Raw genomic sequence first — 16,395 nt, 5'->3', positions numbered from 1 at the left:
CCCCTCAGACCAGGAGAGAATATGACCACCACCGAAAGCCCCACCGCGGTCGGCTCCGGCAACGCCGCGACGGACAAGTTCAAGGGCGCCAGATTCACGGCCGATACCTCGCCGGAGCGTCTGTCGGCCATCGCTACCGAGGCGCTCGCCGGATTGAGCGCGCTGATCAAGAAGCATGCCGTCACCTATCCGGAGTACCGCGTCCTCAAGCAGTGGCTCATCGATGTGGGCGAGGGTGGCGAGTGGCCGCTACTTCTCGACGTGTTCGTCGAGCACGACATCGAAGAGGTGAACTCGCGGAACTTCAAGGGCACCAAAGGAAGCATCGAGGGGCCGTACTACGTTCCCGGAGCCCCACAGCTCCCGGCCCGGTGCACGCTTCCGATGCGCGACGAAGATCGGGCGCACCCGGCGCTGGTCCTCCGTGGTCAGGTGACCGACCTGGACGGCGCAGGACTCAGCGGGGCAACCATCGAGTTGTGGCATGCTGACGACGAAGGCTACTACTCTCAGTTCGCGCCCCACCTCCCGGAGTGGAATCTGCGCGGCACCATCGTGACCGACTCGGAGGGAAGATACGAGATCACGACTATTCAGCCTGCGCCGTACCAGATCCCGACCGACGGACCCACCGGCCAGTTCATCGAGGCTGCCGGGTGGCACCCGTGGCGTCCGGCGCACCTCCACCTGCGGGTGACCTCTCCCGGCAAGCGGCCGATCATCACGCAGCTGTACTTTGCCGGTGGGGACTGGGTCGACGACGATGTCGCCACTGCGACCAAACCCGAACTGCTGCTCGATCCAGTGATCGACGACGCGGGACGTAAGGTGGTCGACTACGACTTCGCGCTCGATCCCGCCACGGACTGATACCCACCATCTCCCCGGGTGAGGCGATGCGAATCGCCTCACCCGGGGCATTGCTGTACAGGACAGGAAGCATGATGACAGGCAGAACGACCGAGTTCGTGCACACTCGCGACGCGGTGATCGAGGTCGTCGTCGAGGGGAACGGTCCGTCGGTAATTCTCCTGCCCTCGCTGGGCCGAGAATCGTACGACTATGACGACGTCGCAGAGGGTTTGGCGCAAAACGGGTACCGCGTCTCCCGCCCGCAGCCGCGCGGAATCGGCCGGAGCGAAGGACCGCTCGACAACATCACCTTGCATGACCTCGCCGCCGACGTGGCGGCAGTGATCGAGGCGCAGGACAACGGCGCGGCAGTGGTGGTCGGCCATGCCTTCGGGCATTACGTCGCCCGGATGCTGGCGGCCGACCGGCCGGAGCTGGTGCGCGGCGTCGTGGTCGCGGCGGGTGGGGCGCGACACTATCCTGCCGAGTTGACCACGCTGGCGGTGCGGTGCGCCGACTCGTCCCTGCCCGAATCCGAGCGGCTCCGCCATCTGCAGACCGGGTTCTTCGCACCGGGCAACGACCCTGCCGAGTGGCTCACCGGCTGGTACCCGGACGTGTCGAAGAGGCAGCTCGCAGCCTCGGCCGCTACACCCAAAGACGAGTGGTGGGCCGTGGCGTATCAGCCGATTCTCGACCTTCAGGCAGCTCTGGACCCGTTTCGACCCCGTGAGACGGCGAACGAATTGCGGGACCAGTTGGGCGAAGTGGTCACCGTGTCCGTCATCCCGAACGCCAGTCACGCACTACTGCCGGAAGCGCCCGCACAGGTTGTGCGGGCGCTCACCGACTGGATTCGGACTCTCGACAGCTGAGTGGCTATGCCCGCTCGAAGATGGCCGTCAATCCCTGGCCGCCGCCGATGCACATCGTTTCGAGTCCGTAGCGGGCGCCGCGACGGTCCATCTCGCGCAACAGGGTGGCGAGGATCCGCACTCCCGTCGCACCGACGGGATGACCGAGCGAGATGCCCGACCCGTTGACGTTGGTGCGGTCGAAATCCTGTGTTCCGAAGTTCCATTCCCGCGTGACGGCCAGCGCCTGTGCCGCAAATGCCTCGTTCAGTTCGATCAGGTCGATGTCTGCGAGCGTCAGCCCCGCACGCTTCAGTGCCCGCTCGGTGGACGGCACCGGTCCGATACCCATTTCGGACGGCTCGACCCCGGCCACGGCCCAGGTGACCAGTCTTGCGAGTGGCCGAAGGCCGAGACGCTCCGCCTGGGCACGGGTGGTGACGAGACAGGCTGCGGCGCCGTCGTTCTGCCCACTTGCGTTGCCTGCGGTGACGGTCGCATCGGGGTCGCTGTGGCCCATGATCGGGCGCAATCGGGCGAGTGACTCGACCGTCGTGTCCGCCCGGGGATGTTCGTCCCGATCGACACGCTGCGGGTCGCCCTTGCGGCGGGGGACCTCCACCGGAACGATCTCCTCAGCGAACTTCCCCGACTCGATCGCGGCGACAGCCCTCTGATGGGATTTCACCGCAAGTTCGTCCTGCTCGCTGCGGCTGATGGCGTACTTGCGACGTAGGTTCTCCGCCGTCTCGAGCATGCCGCCGGGAACCGGGTAGTTCCGGCCACCCGCGGTCACCCGCCCGCGCGCCAGACGGTCGTGCAGTGCTGCCGGCGCTCCGCCCGCTCCCCAGCGCATCGACTCGGTGTAGTACTCGGCACGACTCATCGACTCCACGCCGCCGGCGATGACCAACTCGGCCACCCCCGTCTGCACACGCATCGCTGCGTCGAGCACTGCTTGCAGGCCGGACCCACAACGGCGATCGAGTTGCTGTCCGGGAACGGTCACCGGCAGGCCGGCGTCCAGGGCCACCACCCTGCCGATGGCGGGTGCTTCACCGTTGGGATAGCACTGCCCGAAGATGACGTCGTCGACGCTTTCCGGTTCGATCTTCGTGCGGGCCAGAAGCTCGGACACCACGCGGGCACCGAGGTCCGCGGCGGGAACGTCCCTGAACTGCCCGCCATAACGTCCGACCGGGGTACGCAGGGGCTCACAAACGACGACATCGTTCGCCTGGGCATTCGAATTATCAGGCACTGCGGAAATCCCTTTCGTGATCGGTCCACTGCTGCGCCCATTCGCGCAGCTCGACCGCTCGGATCTTGGTTCCGTTTCCACCCACCGTGGTGGGCATTCGTTCGATGATGTGCACGGCGCCCGGAACCTTGAACGCTGCCAACGACTCTGCGCACCAGGCCTTGAGTTCGGCAGCGCCGGTTTCTGCACCCTCGATGGGCACGACGAAGGCGATTGCCTGGGTGTACCCGCCGGCGCCGGTGATCCCGACGACCTTCGCCAGGTGCACGGACTCGTGCTCGGCCAACCGGTGCTCGATCTCCGCCGGATCCACCAAGAATCCGCGCAACCGCAGTACGTCACCCATCCGGCATACGTACGTATAGCCGCCGTCGCCCGTCGCGACGGCAAGATCGCCGCTGCGAAACCACCCGTCCGCTGTGAATGCTCGCGCCGCTGCATCCGGATTACCGAGATACGCGTCGACGACGTTCGGTCCGCGGACCTGAAGTTCACCCTGCTGACCGTCCGGTAGTACCGAGTCGTCCAGAGGGTCGGCTATCCGTACCTCGATCTCCGGGGACACCGGACGTCCACCACCGTTCCACCGCAACGACTCCGGGTCGTCATCCGTCCAGAGCAGCATCAGGGCGAACACCTCGGACGACCCGAAGACGCCGGTGGTGACGGCACCGAAATCGTCACGCACCCACGCTGCCACCTCATGAGATCGGCCGAGGAAATCGGCGATGCCGATCCTCTTCAGCGAAGACAGGTCGGCGCGTTCCCCGCCGTGCCAAGTGTCGTACAGGCGGGTGAAGAGGTCGTCGCCGCCCACGACGTGCGTGACCTTCTCCGACTGCATACGACGCAACGTCGCGGAGGCGTCGAACACCGGTTCCATCAACAGCGCACCACCGCCCGCGAGTGTCGCCATCGCGGTACTGAATCCGAAGACGCCGGAGACCGGTAGCACACACAGGGTCACATCACCGGGCTCGATGCCGAGAAGGCGGGCGTCCGCGCGTGCGTGGCGAACGATTGCACTTTCCCGATGTGCGGCCAGTTTAGGTACCCCGGTGGATCCCGAAGTCGTAAATGCCACTGCGAGCGGGTCGTCGGCGTCCGCGTGGGCGCCGGCCACGGTCGTGGTGGCCATGTCGGGCGTCTGCGGTACCCGCACCGAACCGTCGGTCCCGTCGCCCACGTTCCAGGCGCCACTGCCGAGGTCGAATGCGGCGCGCTCGAGCTCGGACGCGCCCTCTTCCGGCCCTCGCACGACGGCGATCACCGGAGCCGGGATGTCGAGGGACTGCTGCGCATCCCGTAGGCGTCCGAACAGATCGAGTCCGTGGAACCGGGCGGCCACCGCGACTACCGCCGGCCTGGCCGAGGTGAGAATGTGGGCGATCTCCTGGGTGTTGTAGCGGGTGTTCACGCCGATGACGTGTGCCCCGACCGCCGACGCCGCCCATTGCCAGAGCACCGCATCCGACCAGTTCGGCAGCAGCACAGCCACACACTGGCCACGCCGAATACCGGCCTGTCGCAGTTCCGACGCCACACCGCAGGCGCGTGCAGCGAACTCGGCACGGGTCGTGGGTACCCGCCTGTCACCCACGACGTCGATCGTCATGACAGCATCCGGGTCGGCCGTCACCAGTTCGTCGAGCAGCGAAGCGAGCGTGTCATGGCGGGTGGCCGTGTCGTGTGCCGTCACGAGAGCACCTCGGCCGCACGCAGCTCGGTCAGCCACTGGTCCGCCAACGACGCGAAGTCGTCGACCTCCTCCATGGGGTAGTGGCCGATTCCGTCGAGCATCGTGTAGCGCGCGTAGTCCGGTCGCGCCGAATTGATCAGTGCTGCCACCTTCTCGACCGCACCCGTCTGGATCCAGGGGTCCTGTTCTCCGGCGACGACGTGGAGGGGGCACGTGATGCGGGCCAGCCTGTTCCGGACGTCGTGCGTTCCCCAGGCGATGAGATCCGAGGACGAGATCTCCGGGTCTTCACGCTTGTGCATCGTGGCGATCAGCTGGGCGGCCTCCGCGGGCACGGCGTGACCCACCGAGGCCAGGGTGCCGAGGTAGGTGCGGTCACCGCGACTCGGACCGGCGACATCCTCGAGTTCGCGCCGCAGTCCGCCGACGTTGACCCGGCCGGGCCCTGCCTCGGCTGCCATCGCGATCGCGCCGGCCAGTGGACGCTCGGGGCGCGTCGCCAGCTCGAGGGTCAGCTTCCCGCCGATCGAGCAGCCTATGACATAGGGCCGCTCGACTCCGAGCAGGTCGAGCACTTTCCACAGCCAGTTCCCGTAGACGACGAGATCGGTGACGGGTCCGCCGACCGCAGGCTCGGAGCGGCCGTGACCGGGAAGGTCGGGCACGATCACCCGATAACCCCTCCTCGACAGTGCCGATGCCACGTGCCGCCATTGCACCCCGCTCTGTCCCGCGGTGTGCAGGCACAGCACCGTGGGTGTGCCGTCCGTGGACGTGTCGGGTGTGAGGATCTCGACGAACCCGAGAGCCCCATCGATGTTCAGATAGCGGGCCTCGATCATGAGCGGGCCTCCCTTCCCCCGGTGAGTGGCGAAGTGTCGTTCTGCGCGCGTCGTCGGTCATTCGCGGCGGCGCGGGCGTGGGTGACGAGGATGTCGAGCGGTTTGGTGAGACGCAGGTATTCGTAACCGTCTCCCGCGGAAGAGAACTCGCCTCGGATCGCACGTCGCATGAAGTCGTGATGTTCACCGAACACCAAGTCCACCCACGTCGACGCCGGCGCGCGAAGCGTGAACGTCGCACCCCCGGGAACACGCCTACTGATGTCGATGATGCGTCCACGGTAAATCCTCAGATGCACCTCCCGGTTGTGCCCCGAACCGTCGAGGCAGCACAGGCCTATCGTCCCGTCCCAGGTGGCCAACGACGAGGTGAAGTTCCGGTCGTCGGCAAGTGGTTCGCGGAGAAGCTCCGCCCACGCGACGGTGCAGAAATCCGTGGCCGGATCGGTTCCGACGGCAGACCCCTCAGGCAGCCGCCAGGTTTCGATTCCTTGCTCCCGGACGTTTCCGTTCTCGTCGATCAACCGCAGATCCCGGTCGACCTCCACCGTGTCCTCGGACCGCTGAACGCGGGTGATCACCGACTCGGCCCGAACGACGTCGTCGGCCTCTACCGCCGACACGGTGTTCCATTGCAGACCAGTTCGGGCTGCGCCGTCCAGGTTCGATGCGTCGAGCACTCCGGCGACCACGACCCCCGTGAGTGACGCACCCGATCCGGGGAAGGTAGCGCCCGACGCGGCAATGACGTCGGACACCCGGCGCTCGGCGCTGACGGCCCGATCGCCGACAGCCAGGCGCTGCCGTTGTGTGAGGACACTCATTCCGACACTCTCCCCAGCAACTCGTCCGAGATGATCCGCATTTGAATTTCACTGGTACCTTCGAAGATTTTCGTCAATCGTGCGTCGCGCCAATGTCTTTCCACTTGGAAGTCGGTGGTGTAGCCCGCGCCCCCATGGATCTGCACGGCCTCACTGGTGACGCGTTCGGCCATCTCGGTCGCGACGAGTTTGCACATGGACGCTTCGAGGGAGCACCGGCGTCCGGTGTCGATATCGGTGGCCACCGAGTACATGAGCTGGCGGGCAGCTTCGATGTCGGCCGCCATCGTCGCGACCTTGAAGCGCAGATGCTGGAAATCTGCCAGTTCGTGACCGAACTGCCGACGGGTGTGGAGGTAGGCGATCGAGTCCTCGAGCGCGGCCCGGGCGAGGCCGATGGCCCGCGCAGCGGTGTGCGCACGACCCACCTCCAGACCACTCACTGCCAGGTAGAAGCCCTTGCCTTCCTCACCCAGCATCGCGCTGGCCGGCACCCGGTAGTTGTCGAACGACAACTCCCACGTGTTCCAGCCGAAATAGCCGATCTTGCGGATCTTGGTACCGCTGATGCCCTGCGGGAACTCGCCGCGCTCCTTCTCGATGAGGAAGGCGCTGATGCCGCGATGCGGCTTGGCGGGATCCTTCTGCGGGTCCGTCCGGGCGAAGAGAACGAGGTAGTCGGCCTCGTCGGCGTAGGTGCACCACATCTTGGTGCCGCTCACCACCCAGTCGTCGCCGTCCCGGACCGCACGGCACGAAATGTTGGCGACGTCCGAACCGGCCTCCGCCTCGGACAACGCGTAAGCACCCAGATACTCACCGCGCGCCACCTTGGGCAGGAGATCGGCTTCCTGCTCGGGCGTGAAGCCGCCCCCCATCCCGTTGCCACGCGCCAGGAGCCCCGACACGCTCATCCACGCACGGGAGAGTTCTTCGGCCACAAGGCAGTACTCGAATACACCGAGACCGAGACCACCGTGCTCCTCGGGGATCATGATGCCGAAGAACCCGACGTCCGCCATGGCCTTCTTGAGGGTATCGGGGATGGTCCCCTGAACCGGATCGAGTTCGTTGGCGACGGGCAGCACCTGGCTCATCGCGAAGTCGCGTGCCAGGTCACGGATCGCCAATCGATCCTCGGTGAGATATCGCGGCGAATCGGTTCGCGGCTGTGACGGCCGGTGAGTCATGGACACTCCTCATCCATTCGAGATTCGGGGCGCGAGACGGGGGAACTCAGGTTCCACACCCGAATCACATTAACGCTTGTTCACCCAGTACAGCACGGGTGCGCCGCCGGCGTCAACGGTGACCTCGGACAGCGCCGACTCAGAGCGCGCGGTATCCCACGAGGTTGAGCGCATAGACGCCGTACGAATCGGCAACCGCTTGCGCCGAGAGAGGACCCTCGGCCCGGTACCAGAGAGCGATGCCGGCACACATGGTCAAGACCGCGGTGACAGCCTGATGGACGTGGGGAACATCGAAGTCACCGCTGGTCACACCCTCTTCTGCAATGGTGACGAAGAGATGTTCCTGCGCGTCCCGGGATCCGACCACCCGCTTGCGATCGACTTCTTCGAGGTACCGCAATTCCGTGTTGGCGACCAGGCAGGCGCGCTGGTGTCGCGCGGTGTACAGCGAGTGCGCCACCACGGCAGCTCGCCACCGGTCCGCCGGCGCCGGGCCCGCTTTCCGCAGGGCGTTCCGGGTAGCGGTGAACTGCTCGTCGCTCGCGGAACGCAGAATGTCGACGAGGAGCTCGGCCTTGTTCTCGAAGTGGTTGTACACGTTCGCCGCACTACAACCGGCATTTTTCGCGATGTTCCGCATCGTCGCCGCGTGAAACCCCGAGAAGTAGAACTCGTCGAGCGCAGTGTCCAGAATGCGCTGCCGAACGGTCGGCTGAGCGGCGACGATTGACCGAGTGTTCATCTCTCGGAGGGTAGAGCGACCAGGACAGATGGGCAACAACCGTCGTCTTGACTACCCTCCCACCCTCGATTATGGTCCCCATCACATGAACGGTCGTTAATGACCGTATCGTCTCATCCGCTCTGCACCGTGGAGGTACGCCGCCTTGAGCACCCTCGAAGAACGAATCCGCCGACTGGAAGACCTCGAGTCCATCCGGACACTCGACGCGCAGTACTGCCGTCTACTCGACGACGGAGACTGGGACGCTCTGATGGACTTGTTCACCGACGACGGGGAGTTCGACGGCTTGTCGAACCCCCGCGGTAAGGCCGAGATGAAGGAGTTCTTCTCCGGGCTCGCCGCCGGTGGCCTCACGGCGTTCTGGCACTTCATCACCAACCTCGAGATCGACCTGGACGGGGATCGCGCGGTCGTGCGCTCGTTTCTGTGGCAGCCGTGCGTGTCGGGTGGCACGTCGTCGATCGCGGCGGGCCGATACACCGACGAGGTGGTCCGCGTCGGCGACCGCTGGCTGTACCGTCGCAAGCAGGTCCGCTTCCACTACTTCGGGCCGCTGACCGACGGCTGGGACGAGAATCGGTTCGCGCTCGACTCCGCGCGCCGTGCGGCGGTGCACGCATGACCACCGACGCCTCCCTCACCGAATCCGGCGCCGCGATCTGGTCACCGATCCTGGCACTCCCGGAGTTCGTCGAACTGCGACGACGTCGCCGCGCCGTGACGGCAAGCCTCGGTGTCGTTGCGGTCGGATTGTTCACCGGCTTCCTCGTCGGGTTCGCCTTCTTCCCCGAAGTCCTCGGCGGGACTGCACTTTTAGGCATACCGCTCTCACTGTGGGTGGTGTTCTCCCAGTTCGCCGGCACCTGGCTTCTGGTGTACGCCTACTTCCGGCTATCCCGGACCTACATTCAGCCGGCCGCCGATGCGGCCGTACTGGCCATCGAACTACGCCAACAGGAGCGTGCCGCATGACGGGCGAAGCCGATTACCTTGCCATTGCCATTTGCTCTGCGGTCATCTCCCTGACCCTCTGGGTCACCTTTGCCGCGTCCCGGCGCAGTCGCAGCGCCACCGGCTTCTTCGCCGCCGGCCGCTCGATCACCGGCTGGCAGAACGGTTTCGCGATTGCCGGCGAGTTCATCTCGGCGGGTAGCTTCCTGGGTACCACCGGACTGATCTTCTACAAGGGCGTCGACGGGGCGGTGATCCTGTGCACCTCCGTCGTCTCCTTCCTGCCGGTGCTGTTCCTCCTCGCCGAGAAGATGCGCAACGTCGGAAAGTACACCCTTGCTGACGTTCTCGTGTTCCGGACAGGTGCCCGGCAGGTCCGGGTGGTGGTCGCACTCAGCACTATCGTCACCGGCACATTCGTGCTGCTGGCCCAGCTCGTCGCGGCGGGCGTCCTCCTCGAATCGGTATCGGGCATTCCCTTCGGGCTCTCCGTCGTCGTCGCCGGAAGTTTGATGGGCATCTACGTCTTCGTCGGCGGCATGCTTGCCACCACCTGGGTCCAGGTGATCAAGTCGTCCATCCTGTCCGTCCTGGCCGTCATCGTCTGCTTGGGAATTCTGGCGAAGTTCGGGTTCAGTCTCCCCTCCGTCTTGTCCGACGCCACCGACAACGCCGCCGCAGGAGATGCGATCCTGACGCCCGGACTCATCTTCGGACAGACCGGCGCAATCAATCTCATCTCGTACTCACTGGCTTTCGCCCTCGGCACCGCGGGCATGGCGCACATCCTCATTCGCTTCTTCACGGTCCCGGAGGCCGCGACGGCACGGAAGTCTCTCGGCTGGACTGTCGCGCTGTGCAGCGCCTTCTACCTGATCGTCATCGTCATGGGATTCGGCACCGCTGCACTTCTCGGACCCGACGGAGCAGATCGCGTCGGTGCCGGAGGCAACCTTGCGGCACCCACGCTGGTCACCGAACTCGGCGGTGGCGTCGGCACGGTAGGCGGATCCATCGCCTTGGCCATGGTGGCGGCCGTGGCATTCGCCAGCATCGTCGCCGTGGTCGCCGGTGTGGTGATCTCGGCGGCGGGCACTTTCGCCCACGATGTCTGGCCCACCGTCACCCGCACGAAGATCGCCGACACGGAATCCACGGACATCCGGGAAGCGAAGATCGCCCGATATGCGGCGGTTGCGTTCAGCATCATCGCCATCGGGCTGACCATGGCAATTGGCGACAGCACGAATATCACCTATTTCATGGGAATGGCGTTCATGGTGGCGGGAAGCGCTCACCTGCCCAGCCTGCTCCTCAGTCTCAACTGGCGACGGTTCAACAGCACAGGAGCCGTGTGGGGAATCTCGGTGGGGCTGGCGTCGACCGTAATCAGCCTGATGTTCACAGAGGCGCTCTGGTTAGGTAGCGGACCGGCACCGCTCACCATCCAATTGCCCGTCATCATCACGATGCCTCTGGGTCTGGCTGCAGCAGTGATCGGCTCGCTCGTCGCGGAACGGCGGAACGGCATCAAGTCCGACCGAGACGAAAAGTTCGCCGAAATGCTGGTGCGGGCCGAGACCGGCATCGGAGCGGAACTCGCCGAGGCGCACTGAGAGCTTCGCCCCCGTGAGTACTTCTTAACCGCCCGATGTTAATAAGTACTCACGGGGCGCGGAGCGCACAACCCACGACCGGTGATGAGTGGCAGATCCAGTGCAGTGACGAGTCCGGGTTCGGCCTCGACGACGGCGTGCACCGAGTTCACCAGTCGCATCGCGGTGACGATCATGCCCGACACGTTGTGGTCACCGTTTTCGCCGTTGTGGTTGAACTCGACGGACATCATGGGCTCACCCGTGATGTCGATGCGGTAGCAGCCATCACCGCGGTTCGGCTTCGGCCACTCGGGCATCTGATCCGGATGTGTCCGGGTGATGTGCTCGAGTACCACGCGCGGTACGCCGTCGACAGTGCCGATGACCTCGAACCGCACGGCAGCCGTGGTGCCCGCGGGGATGTGACAGGACACGACATCGAGGTCGCTTTCAGCCGGAATCCGTGCGACCTTCTCCACCAGCGGCTCGTCGAGTGTGATGTCGAGGCCTGCCGCGATCTGGCGGACGACGCTTCCCCACGCCAGCGACAGCACTCCGGGCTGAAACAGCATCGGCGTCTCGTCGAGAGGTTTCCCGAATCCGAAGATGTCACGCATCACCACGGGCTGGTAGTACGTGGAGTAGTCGGCGATCTCGTAACAGCGGACCTCGTCGATGCGCTGCGACAAACTTGTCATAGCGAGCGGCAGAACATCATTGGCGAACCCTGGGTCGATGCCGTTGACGTGCAGACTGGCGCCACCCTGCTCGCCGGCACGGCGGATGCGGTCGACGAGGTCGGCCGGGACGACGCCGATCGGATATTGCAGCAGCACCGGACCCGACGACACGACGTTGACGCCCGCTTCGAGAAAGGAGATCAGCTCCTCGACGGCCTCGAAGATGCGGTCGTCCGTCATCGCGGTATGCACGATGCAATCCGGTTTCAACGCGAGCAGGGCCGCCTTGTCGTCGGTGGCCCTCACCCCGAGTTCACGGTCGAGGCCGGCCAGTTCACCGGCGTCCTTCCCGACCTTGTCCGGATTCGACACCCAGATACCGACCAGTTCGAGGTCGTCGCGGGCTTCGATCCCTGCGATGGCATGTCGCCCGACTGTGCCGGTGGACCATTCGACGACGCGGTAGCTCATGACTTCTCTCCGAGTTTCAGATCAGGAAGGCCGAGGTCGAGGTTCGGCTGGTCGAGGCCTCCGTCGACCTCGAGTACCTTGCCGGTGATGTACGAACCCGCCTTCGAGGACAGGTAGAGCACGGCCGCCGCGATGTCTTCGGGGTCGCCTATCCGACCGAGCGGGGTGACACTTTCCATCGACGCTTTCACCGCCTCGTCGGAGGCGACGAATTCAAGCGCCGACGTCAATACCGACCCCACGGCGATGGCATTGACGCGGATGCTCGGGCTCAGATCGCGCGCCGCCAGCCGGGTGTAGTGCGCCAATGCGGCTTTCGCCGTTCCGTAGGCCAGATAACCGCGGCCGGACAGCCTTCCCATCACCGACGAAATGTTCACCACCGACCCGCCGTCGTGCGCGAGCATGTGCGGTACCGCCGCCCGTACCAGTGCATGTGCGGTGCTCACATTGAAATGGAACGCCTCCTCGAGATAGTCCGAGTCGGTGTCGAGAAGGGCGTTGGGGATGGTGCCGCCGACATTGTTGACGACGATGTCGAGCCTTCCGAACTCTTCCTGCGCGGCGGCCGCGAGGGCGGCGACGGCTTGGAGATCCATGAGATCGGCGGGCACGACCAACGCGCGTCGCCCGGCCTCCTCGACCTGCGCCGCCACCTTCTGCAGCTGATCGGCATGGCGGGCGGAGATGACGACGTGAGCGCCCGCCTCCGCAAGCCCCACCGCGGTGGCCGCGCCGATACCGCGGCCCGCGCCCGTGACGACGGCGACCCGGCCGTCCACTCTGAACCGATCGAGGATCATGGCGGCTCCTGTTGTCGTTCCCCCTTCGGCGAATGTAACAGGTTCTAGTTTGTGAGTGCAGTCGTTTCCCGACAGAAGCGGCTCCGCCGCCTGTGAGTACTTATCAACCGCCCGCGGTTAATAAGTACTCACAGCTCGAGCGGGGTGCCCACATAGTTCTCGGCGATGAGGGTGCGTCCGGCGACGGACCGGGTGACCATGTCGAGTTCGGCGATCTGCCGCTTGTGGCCGAATCCGGTGTCGTCGGGGAGCCGGTGCAGCATCGAGGACATCCACCAGGAGAAGTGCTGGGTGCGCCAGACGCGCGGCATCACCGTGTCGGTGTAGCTGTCGAGCCCGGCCCGACTGCGGGTGGTGAAGTACTCGGACATCGCCTTGGACAGGAAGTAGACGTCGGCGATCGCGAGGTTCATGCCCTTCGCGCCGGTGGGCGGCACGGTGTGGGCGGCGTCGCCGGCCAGGAAGAGGTTGCCGTGCTGCATGGGCTCGCACACGAAGCTGCGGAACTGCAGAATCGATTTCTGAAAGATCTTGCCGTCCTTGATTTCTGCGCCCTCGCCGTCGACGCGGGCGTGCAGTTCGGACCAGATACGGTCGTCGGACCAGTTGTCCACCGAATCGTCGGGGTCCACCTGCAGGTAGTGCCGCTGCACCTGCGGGGTGCGGGTGCTGATCAGCGCGAAGCCGCGCGGGTGGTTGGCGTAGATCAGCTCTTCCGACGACGGCGGGGCCTCGGCGAGGATGCCGAACCAGGCGAACGGGTACTGACGGAAGTGGTCCGTCCGCACGGTGGTCGCCGGGATCAGGGCGCGGGTGCTGGTCCGCGACCCGTCGCATCCGCCGACGAGGGCGCACGTGAGGGTCTGTTCGTTGCCGTCGGCATCGCGATAGGTGATCTTGGGCGCTTCGGACGTGTGGTCGTGCACGTGCACGTCCGATACGCCGAAGCGGAGGTCACCGCCGTCCTCGAGCCTCCGCGCGATGAGGTCCTTCAGCACCTCGTGCTGCGGGTACACCGTCACCGCGCGGCCGCCGGTGAGTTCGTCGAACGCGATGCGGTGTCCCCTGCCGCCGAACCGCAGTTCGATGCCCTGATGGGTGTGCCCCTCGCGCTTGATGCGGTCGCCGAGCCCGGTGTCGACCATCAGATCCACCGTGTTCTGCTCGAGCACACCGGCGCGGATCGTGCCCTCGACCTCCTCGCGGGTGCGGGTTTCGAGTACCACCGACTCGATGCCCTGCAGGTGCAGAAGGTGGGACAGCATCAGTCCTGCGGGGCCTCCGCCGACGATCCCGACCTGTGTGTTCATGCGCAGACTCCTCGCGTAGTTCGTGACACCAGGCACTGTTGCGCCCGAACCGCACTCCCGACACCCCCACTTTCACTGAGTGAAAGACGACTAGGCGACGCCGCGGGAAATGCCTCGTGCCGCCGCCCGCACGGCCGGAATCAGTGGTGCCGGATCCTTCTCCGCAGGCACCACGACCGACACGGCGGCCACGACCTCGCCCGTCGACCGCGACACCGGCGCAGCCACGGCCAGTGTCCCGACATTGAGATGCTCACGGCAGGTGACCCATCCGGTTCGGCGAATGTCGTCGAGGGTGCTCCGAAGCCGGTGCTCGGTGGTGATGGTCGCCGGGGTGAAGCGCTCGAGGCCGGCTGCGAGCACGGCGTCGAGCAGCTCGCCGCCGCCGAATGCCAACAGAACCAGACCACCACTCGACGCGTGCAGCGGCAGCCGTCCCCCGGCACGCCCGACCACGGTCACGGCACCCCGCGCGGACAGTCGCTCGATGTACAGCGCTTCGAGTCCCTCCCGGACCACCAGCTGGACGTTTTCGCGGGTGGCCTCGTAGAGGTCCTCGAGATACGGCAGCGCCACCTGCCGCAGCCCGTGAGCCCGGGGTGCGAGAGCCCCCAATTCCCACAGCCGAACCCCGATTTCGTAGGTTCCGTCGTCGGCCCGCTCGAGCGCGCCGTGTTCCACCAACTGCCTGCACAGCCGATGCACTGTGGGCAGGGGCAGGCCGGTACGCCTGCTCAACTCCGACTGGGACAGACGCGGCCGTTCCGACGTGAATGCCCCGAGAACGAGAAATGCCCGGCGCAGCATGCTGCGTTCGTCGGCTCCGGCCATGCCGCCAGTATTCCGGGTGTGGTGCGGCGAACCGACGCCGTTTGACACGGATCTATGACTCACCCCACAATCGGTACGCAATATGAACTTGTGTTCAACTAACGAACACTGCTGAAGCCGAGGATCTGATGACCACTTCCGAACGGAGCGCGATGCGCTCCTCCACTACCCTCTGGGTCGCACCCCTCTGCTGGGTGGCGGTGCTACTCGACGGGTTCGATCTCGTGGTGCTCGGCGCCGTGATCCCCTCCCTTCGGGACGACGCCGACTGGAGTCTGTCGACAGGCACGATCACGTTCATCTCGACATTCGGCCTGGTAGGCATGACGATTGGGGCGCTCGTCATCGGCACGCTCACCGACGTGATCGGCCGCAGGCGCGCGCTGCTGTACGCGGTCGCGGCCTTCTCGATCCTGACGCTGCTGTGCGCGGTAGCGCCCAACCCGTTCTTCTTCGGACTGTTCCGATTCCTCGCCGGTGTGGGACTCGGTGGCGCACTCCCGACGGCGCTGGCTCTGGTCAACGAATTCTCGAAGAAGCAAGGCGGCGGTTCGGCCTCGACCCTGCTGATGACCGGGTATCACGTGGGTGCGGTCGCGACGGCCGCGCTGGCCATCGTGCTGATCGAGCCATTCGGCTGGCGGTCGATGTTCGTTGCAGGTGCGCTGCCCGCGATCGTGCTGATTCCCCTGATGTTGCGTTACCTCCCCGAATCGCCGTCGTACCTCCTCGCCCAGGGCAAGCGGTCCGAGGCCGAGGCCATCGCGAAGCAGTACGGACTGGAACTGGAACCCGCGCCGGCCGCTGACGCACCCGTCGCGTCCGCCGCCAATCCGGTGCGCGCCCTGTTCTCACGTCCGTTCCTGCGCAACAGCATCGCTATCTGGGTCACGTCCTTCATGGGGCTGCTGCTCGTCTATGGACTCAACACCTGGTTGCCGACCATCATGCGCGAAGCCGGATACAACCTCGGGGCATCGCTCACCTTCCTGCTCATCCTGAACGCCGGCGCAGTGGTCGGACTTCTGATCGCTGGCGGCGTGGCCAACAGGATCGGCCCGCGTCCTGCGGCGATCATCTGGTTCGCCGGCGCCGCGGTGTTCCTGGCGTTGCTCAGCGTCAAGGTGTCCTTCGGGATTTACGTGCTGGTGTTTCTCGCCGGGTGCTTCGTGTTCAGTGCGCAGGTGCTGGTCTACGCATTCACGTCGGCGAACCATCCGCCGCAGATCCGTGCGACCGCGCTGGGCTGGTCTGCAGGCGTGGGCCGCGTCGGCGCGATCTGCGGGCCCATTCTCGGTGGGGTGATGCTGGGAGCCGGTTACGCCGTCCCGTGGGGCTTCTATGCGTTTGCCCTGGTGGGGTTGCTCGGTGCGATTGCTGTGGCTACGACTCGGACGGTCCGCTGAGATTCGTGGCCGCCGGGCGATGAGTTTCGGGCATGTGCGTGGTCCATATCGGTGAGGATTGATCGAAATCACCCG

16 protein-coding genes are annotated in these 16,395 nt (G+C 65.6%); 6 read left to right on the top strand and 10 right to left on the bottom strand.

The features are described from left to right. Positions 1–21: 21 nt before the first annotated feature. On the top strand, positions 22–870 hold the full coding sequence (catA, locus tag JQT59_RS10700; protein ID WP_213576115.1) for a catechol 1,2-dioxygenase: 849 nt from the start codon (positions 22–24) through the stop codon (positions 868–870). A gap of 71 nt (positions 871–941) precedes the next feature. Then, positions 942–1,727, top strand: coding sequence for an alpha/beta fold hydrolase (locus JQT59_RS10695; RefSeq protein ID WP_213576114.1), 786 nt, complete (start codon positions 942–944; stop codon positions 1,725–1,727). A 4-nt stretch (positions 1,728–1,731) separates the two neighbouring features. Here the strand turns inward: JQT59_RS10695 and JQT59_RS10690 are convergent, their stop codons facing one another. The 6 genes from JQT59_RS10690 to JQT59_RS10665 all read right to left on the bottom strand — a co-directional run bounded on the left by JQT59_RS10690 (position 1,732) and on the right by JQT59_RS10665 (position 8,267). Then, complete coding sequence (locus JQT59_RS10690; RefSeq protein ID WP_213576113.1) at positions 1,732–2,967, bottom strand: acetyl-CoA C-acetyltransferase; 1,236 nt, start codon at positions 2,965–2,967, stop codon at positions 1,732–1,734. Beyond that, a complete protein-coding gene (locus tag JQT59_RS10685; protein ID WP_213576112.1) occupies positions 2,960–4,666 on the bottom strand; it encodes an AMP-binding protein in 1,707 nt (568 codons plus the stop codon). Before JQT59_RS10685 ends, JQT59_RS10690 begins: the two co-directional genes overlap by 8 nt. Beyond that, positions 4,663–5,508, bottom strand: a complete 846-nt coding sequence (locus tag JQT59_RS10680; protein ID WP_213576111.1) for an alpha/beta fold hydrolase — start codon at positions 5,506–5,508, stop codon at positions 4,663–4,665. Before JQT59_RS10680 ends, JQT59_RS10685 begins: the two co-directional genes overlap by 4 nt. Further along, positions 5,505–6,332, bottom strand: a complete 828-nt coding sequence (locus tag JQT59_RS10675; protein ID WP_213576110.1) for a hypothetical protein — start codon at positions 6,330–6,332, stop codon at positions 5,505–5,507. Before JQT59_RS10675 ends, JQT59_RS10680 begins: the two co-directional genes overlap by 4 nt. Beyond that, entirely contained in the window at positions 6,329–7,522 is a 1,194-nt protein-coding gene (locus JQT59_RS10670) for an acyl-CoA dehydrogenase family protein (protein WP_109333985.1), read from the bottom strand. The genes JQT59_RS10675 and JQT59_RS10670 overlap by 4 nt, the downstream gene beginning before the upstream one ends. Before the next feature lie 139 nt (positions 7,523–7,661). Further along, entirely contained in the window at positions 7,662–8,267 is a 606-nt protein-coding gene (locus JQT59_RS10665) for a TetR/AcrR family transcriptional regulator (protein ID WP_213576109.1), read from the bottom strand. A 145-nt stretch (positions 8,268–8,412) separates the two neighbouring features. Between JQT59_RS10665 and JQT59_RS10660 the strand changes: the two genes are divergently transcribed. The 3 genes from JQT59_RS10660 to JQT59_RS10650 are packed head-to-tail and all read left to right on the top strand — an operon-like array spanning position 8,413 to position 10,837. Then, complete coding sequence (locus JQT59_RS10660; RefSeq protein ID WP_213576108.1) at positions 8,413–8,892, top strand: nuclear transport factor 2 family protein; 480 nt, start codon at positions 8,413–8,415, stop codon at positions 8,890–8,892. Then, positions 8,889–9,242, top strand: a complete 354-nt coding sequence (locus tag JQT59_RS10655; protein ID WP_213576107.1) for a DUF485 domain-containing protein — start codon at positions 8,889–8,891, stop codon at positions 9,240–9,242. Before JQT59_RS10660 ends, JQT59_RS10655 begins: the two co-directional genes overlap by 4 nt. Next, positions 9,239–10,837 (top strand): solute symporter family protein, encoded by a 1,599-nt coding sequence (locus tag JQT59_RS10650; RefSeq protein WP_213576106.1) that lies wholly within the window; start codon positions 9,239–9,241, stop codon positions 10,835–10,837. The genes JQT59_RS10655 and JQT59_RS10650 overlap by 4 nt, the downstream gene beginning before the upstream one ends. A gap of 38 nt (positions 10,838–10,875) precedes the next feature. Here the strand turns inward: JQT59_RS10650 and JQT59_RS10645 are convergent, their stop codons facing one another. From JQT59_RS10645 to JQT59_RS10630, 4 genes are all read right to left on the bottom strand, one after another. Further along, positions 10,876–11,970, bottom strand: coding sequence for an NAD(P)H-dependent amine dehydrogenase family protein (locus tag JQT59_RS10645; RefSeq protein WP_213576105.1), 1,095 nt, complete (start codon positions 11,968–11,970; stop codon positions 10,876–10,878). Further along, complete coding sequence (locus JQT59_RS10640; protein ID WP_213576104.1) at positions 11,967–12,773, bottom strand: SDR family oxidoreductase; 807 nt, start codon at positions 12,771–12,773, stop codon at positions 11,967–11,969. The genes JQT59_RS10645 and JQT59_RS10640 overlap by 4 nt, the downstream gene beginning before the upstream one ends. A 128-nt stretch (positions 12,774–12,901) precedes the next feature. Further along, positions 12,902–14,083, bottom strand: coding sequence for a 4-hydroxybenzoate 3-monooxygenase (locus tag JQT59_RS10635; protein ID WP_213576103.1), 1,182 nt, complete (start codon positions 14,081–14,083; stop codon positions 12,902–12,904). A gap of 90 nt (positions 14,084–14,173) precedes the next feature. Further along, the gene (locus tag JQT59_RS10630; RefSeq protein WP_213576102.1) at positions 14,174–14,914 is read right to left on the bottom strand and encodes an IclR family transcriptional regulator; all 741 of its coding nucleotides are present in this window, start codon (positions 14,912–14,914) and stop codon (positions 14,174–14,176) included. A 128-nt stretch (positions 14,915–15,042) separates the two neighbouring features. On the opposite strand from JQT59_RS10630, the gene JQT59_RS10625 reads away from it, so the two are divergent. Next, positions 15,043–16,320 (top strand): MFS transporter, encoded by a 1,278-nt coding sequence (locus tag JQT59_RS10625; protein WP_213576101.1) that lies wholly within the window; start codon positions 15,043–15,045, stop codon positions 16,318–16,320. The last annotated feature ends 75 nt before the right edge of the window (positions 16,321–16,395 follow it).

It is taken from the genome of Rhodococcus sp. USK13 (assembly GCF_018343855.1).
In the GTDB taxonomy this organism is placed as follows: Bacteria; Actinomycetota; Actinomycetes; order Mycobacteriales; family Mycobacteriaceae; genus Rhodococcus_F; species Rhodococcus_F oxybenzonivorans.
This window is presented reverse-complemented; position numbering and strand designations above follow the sequence as displayed.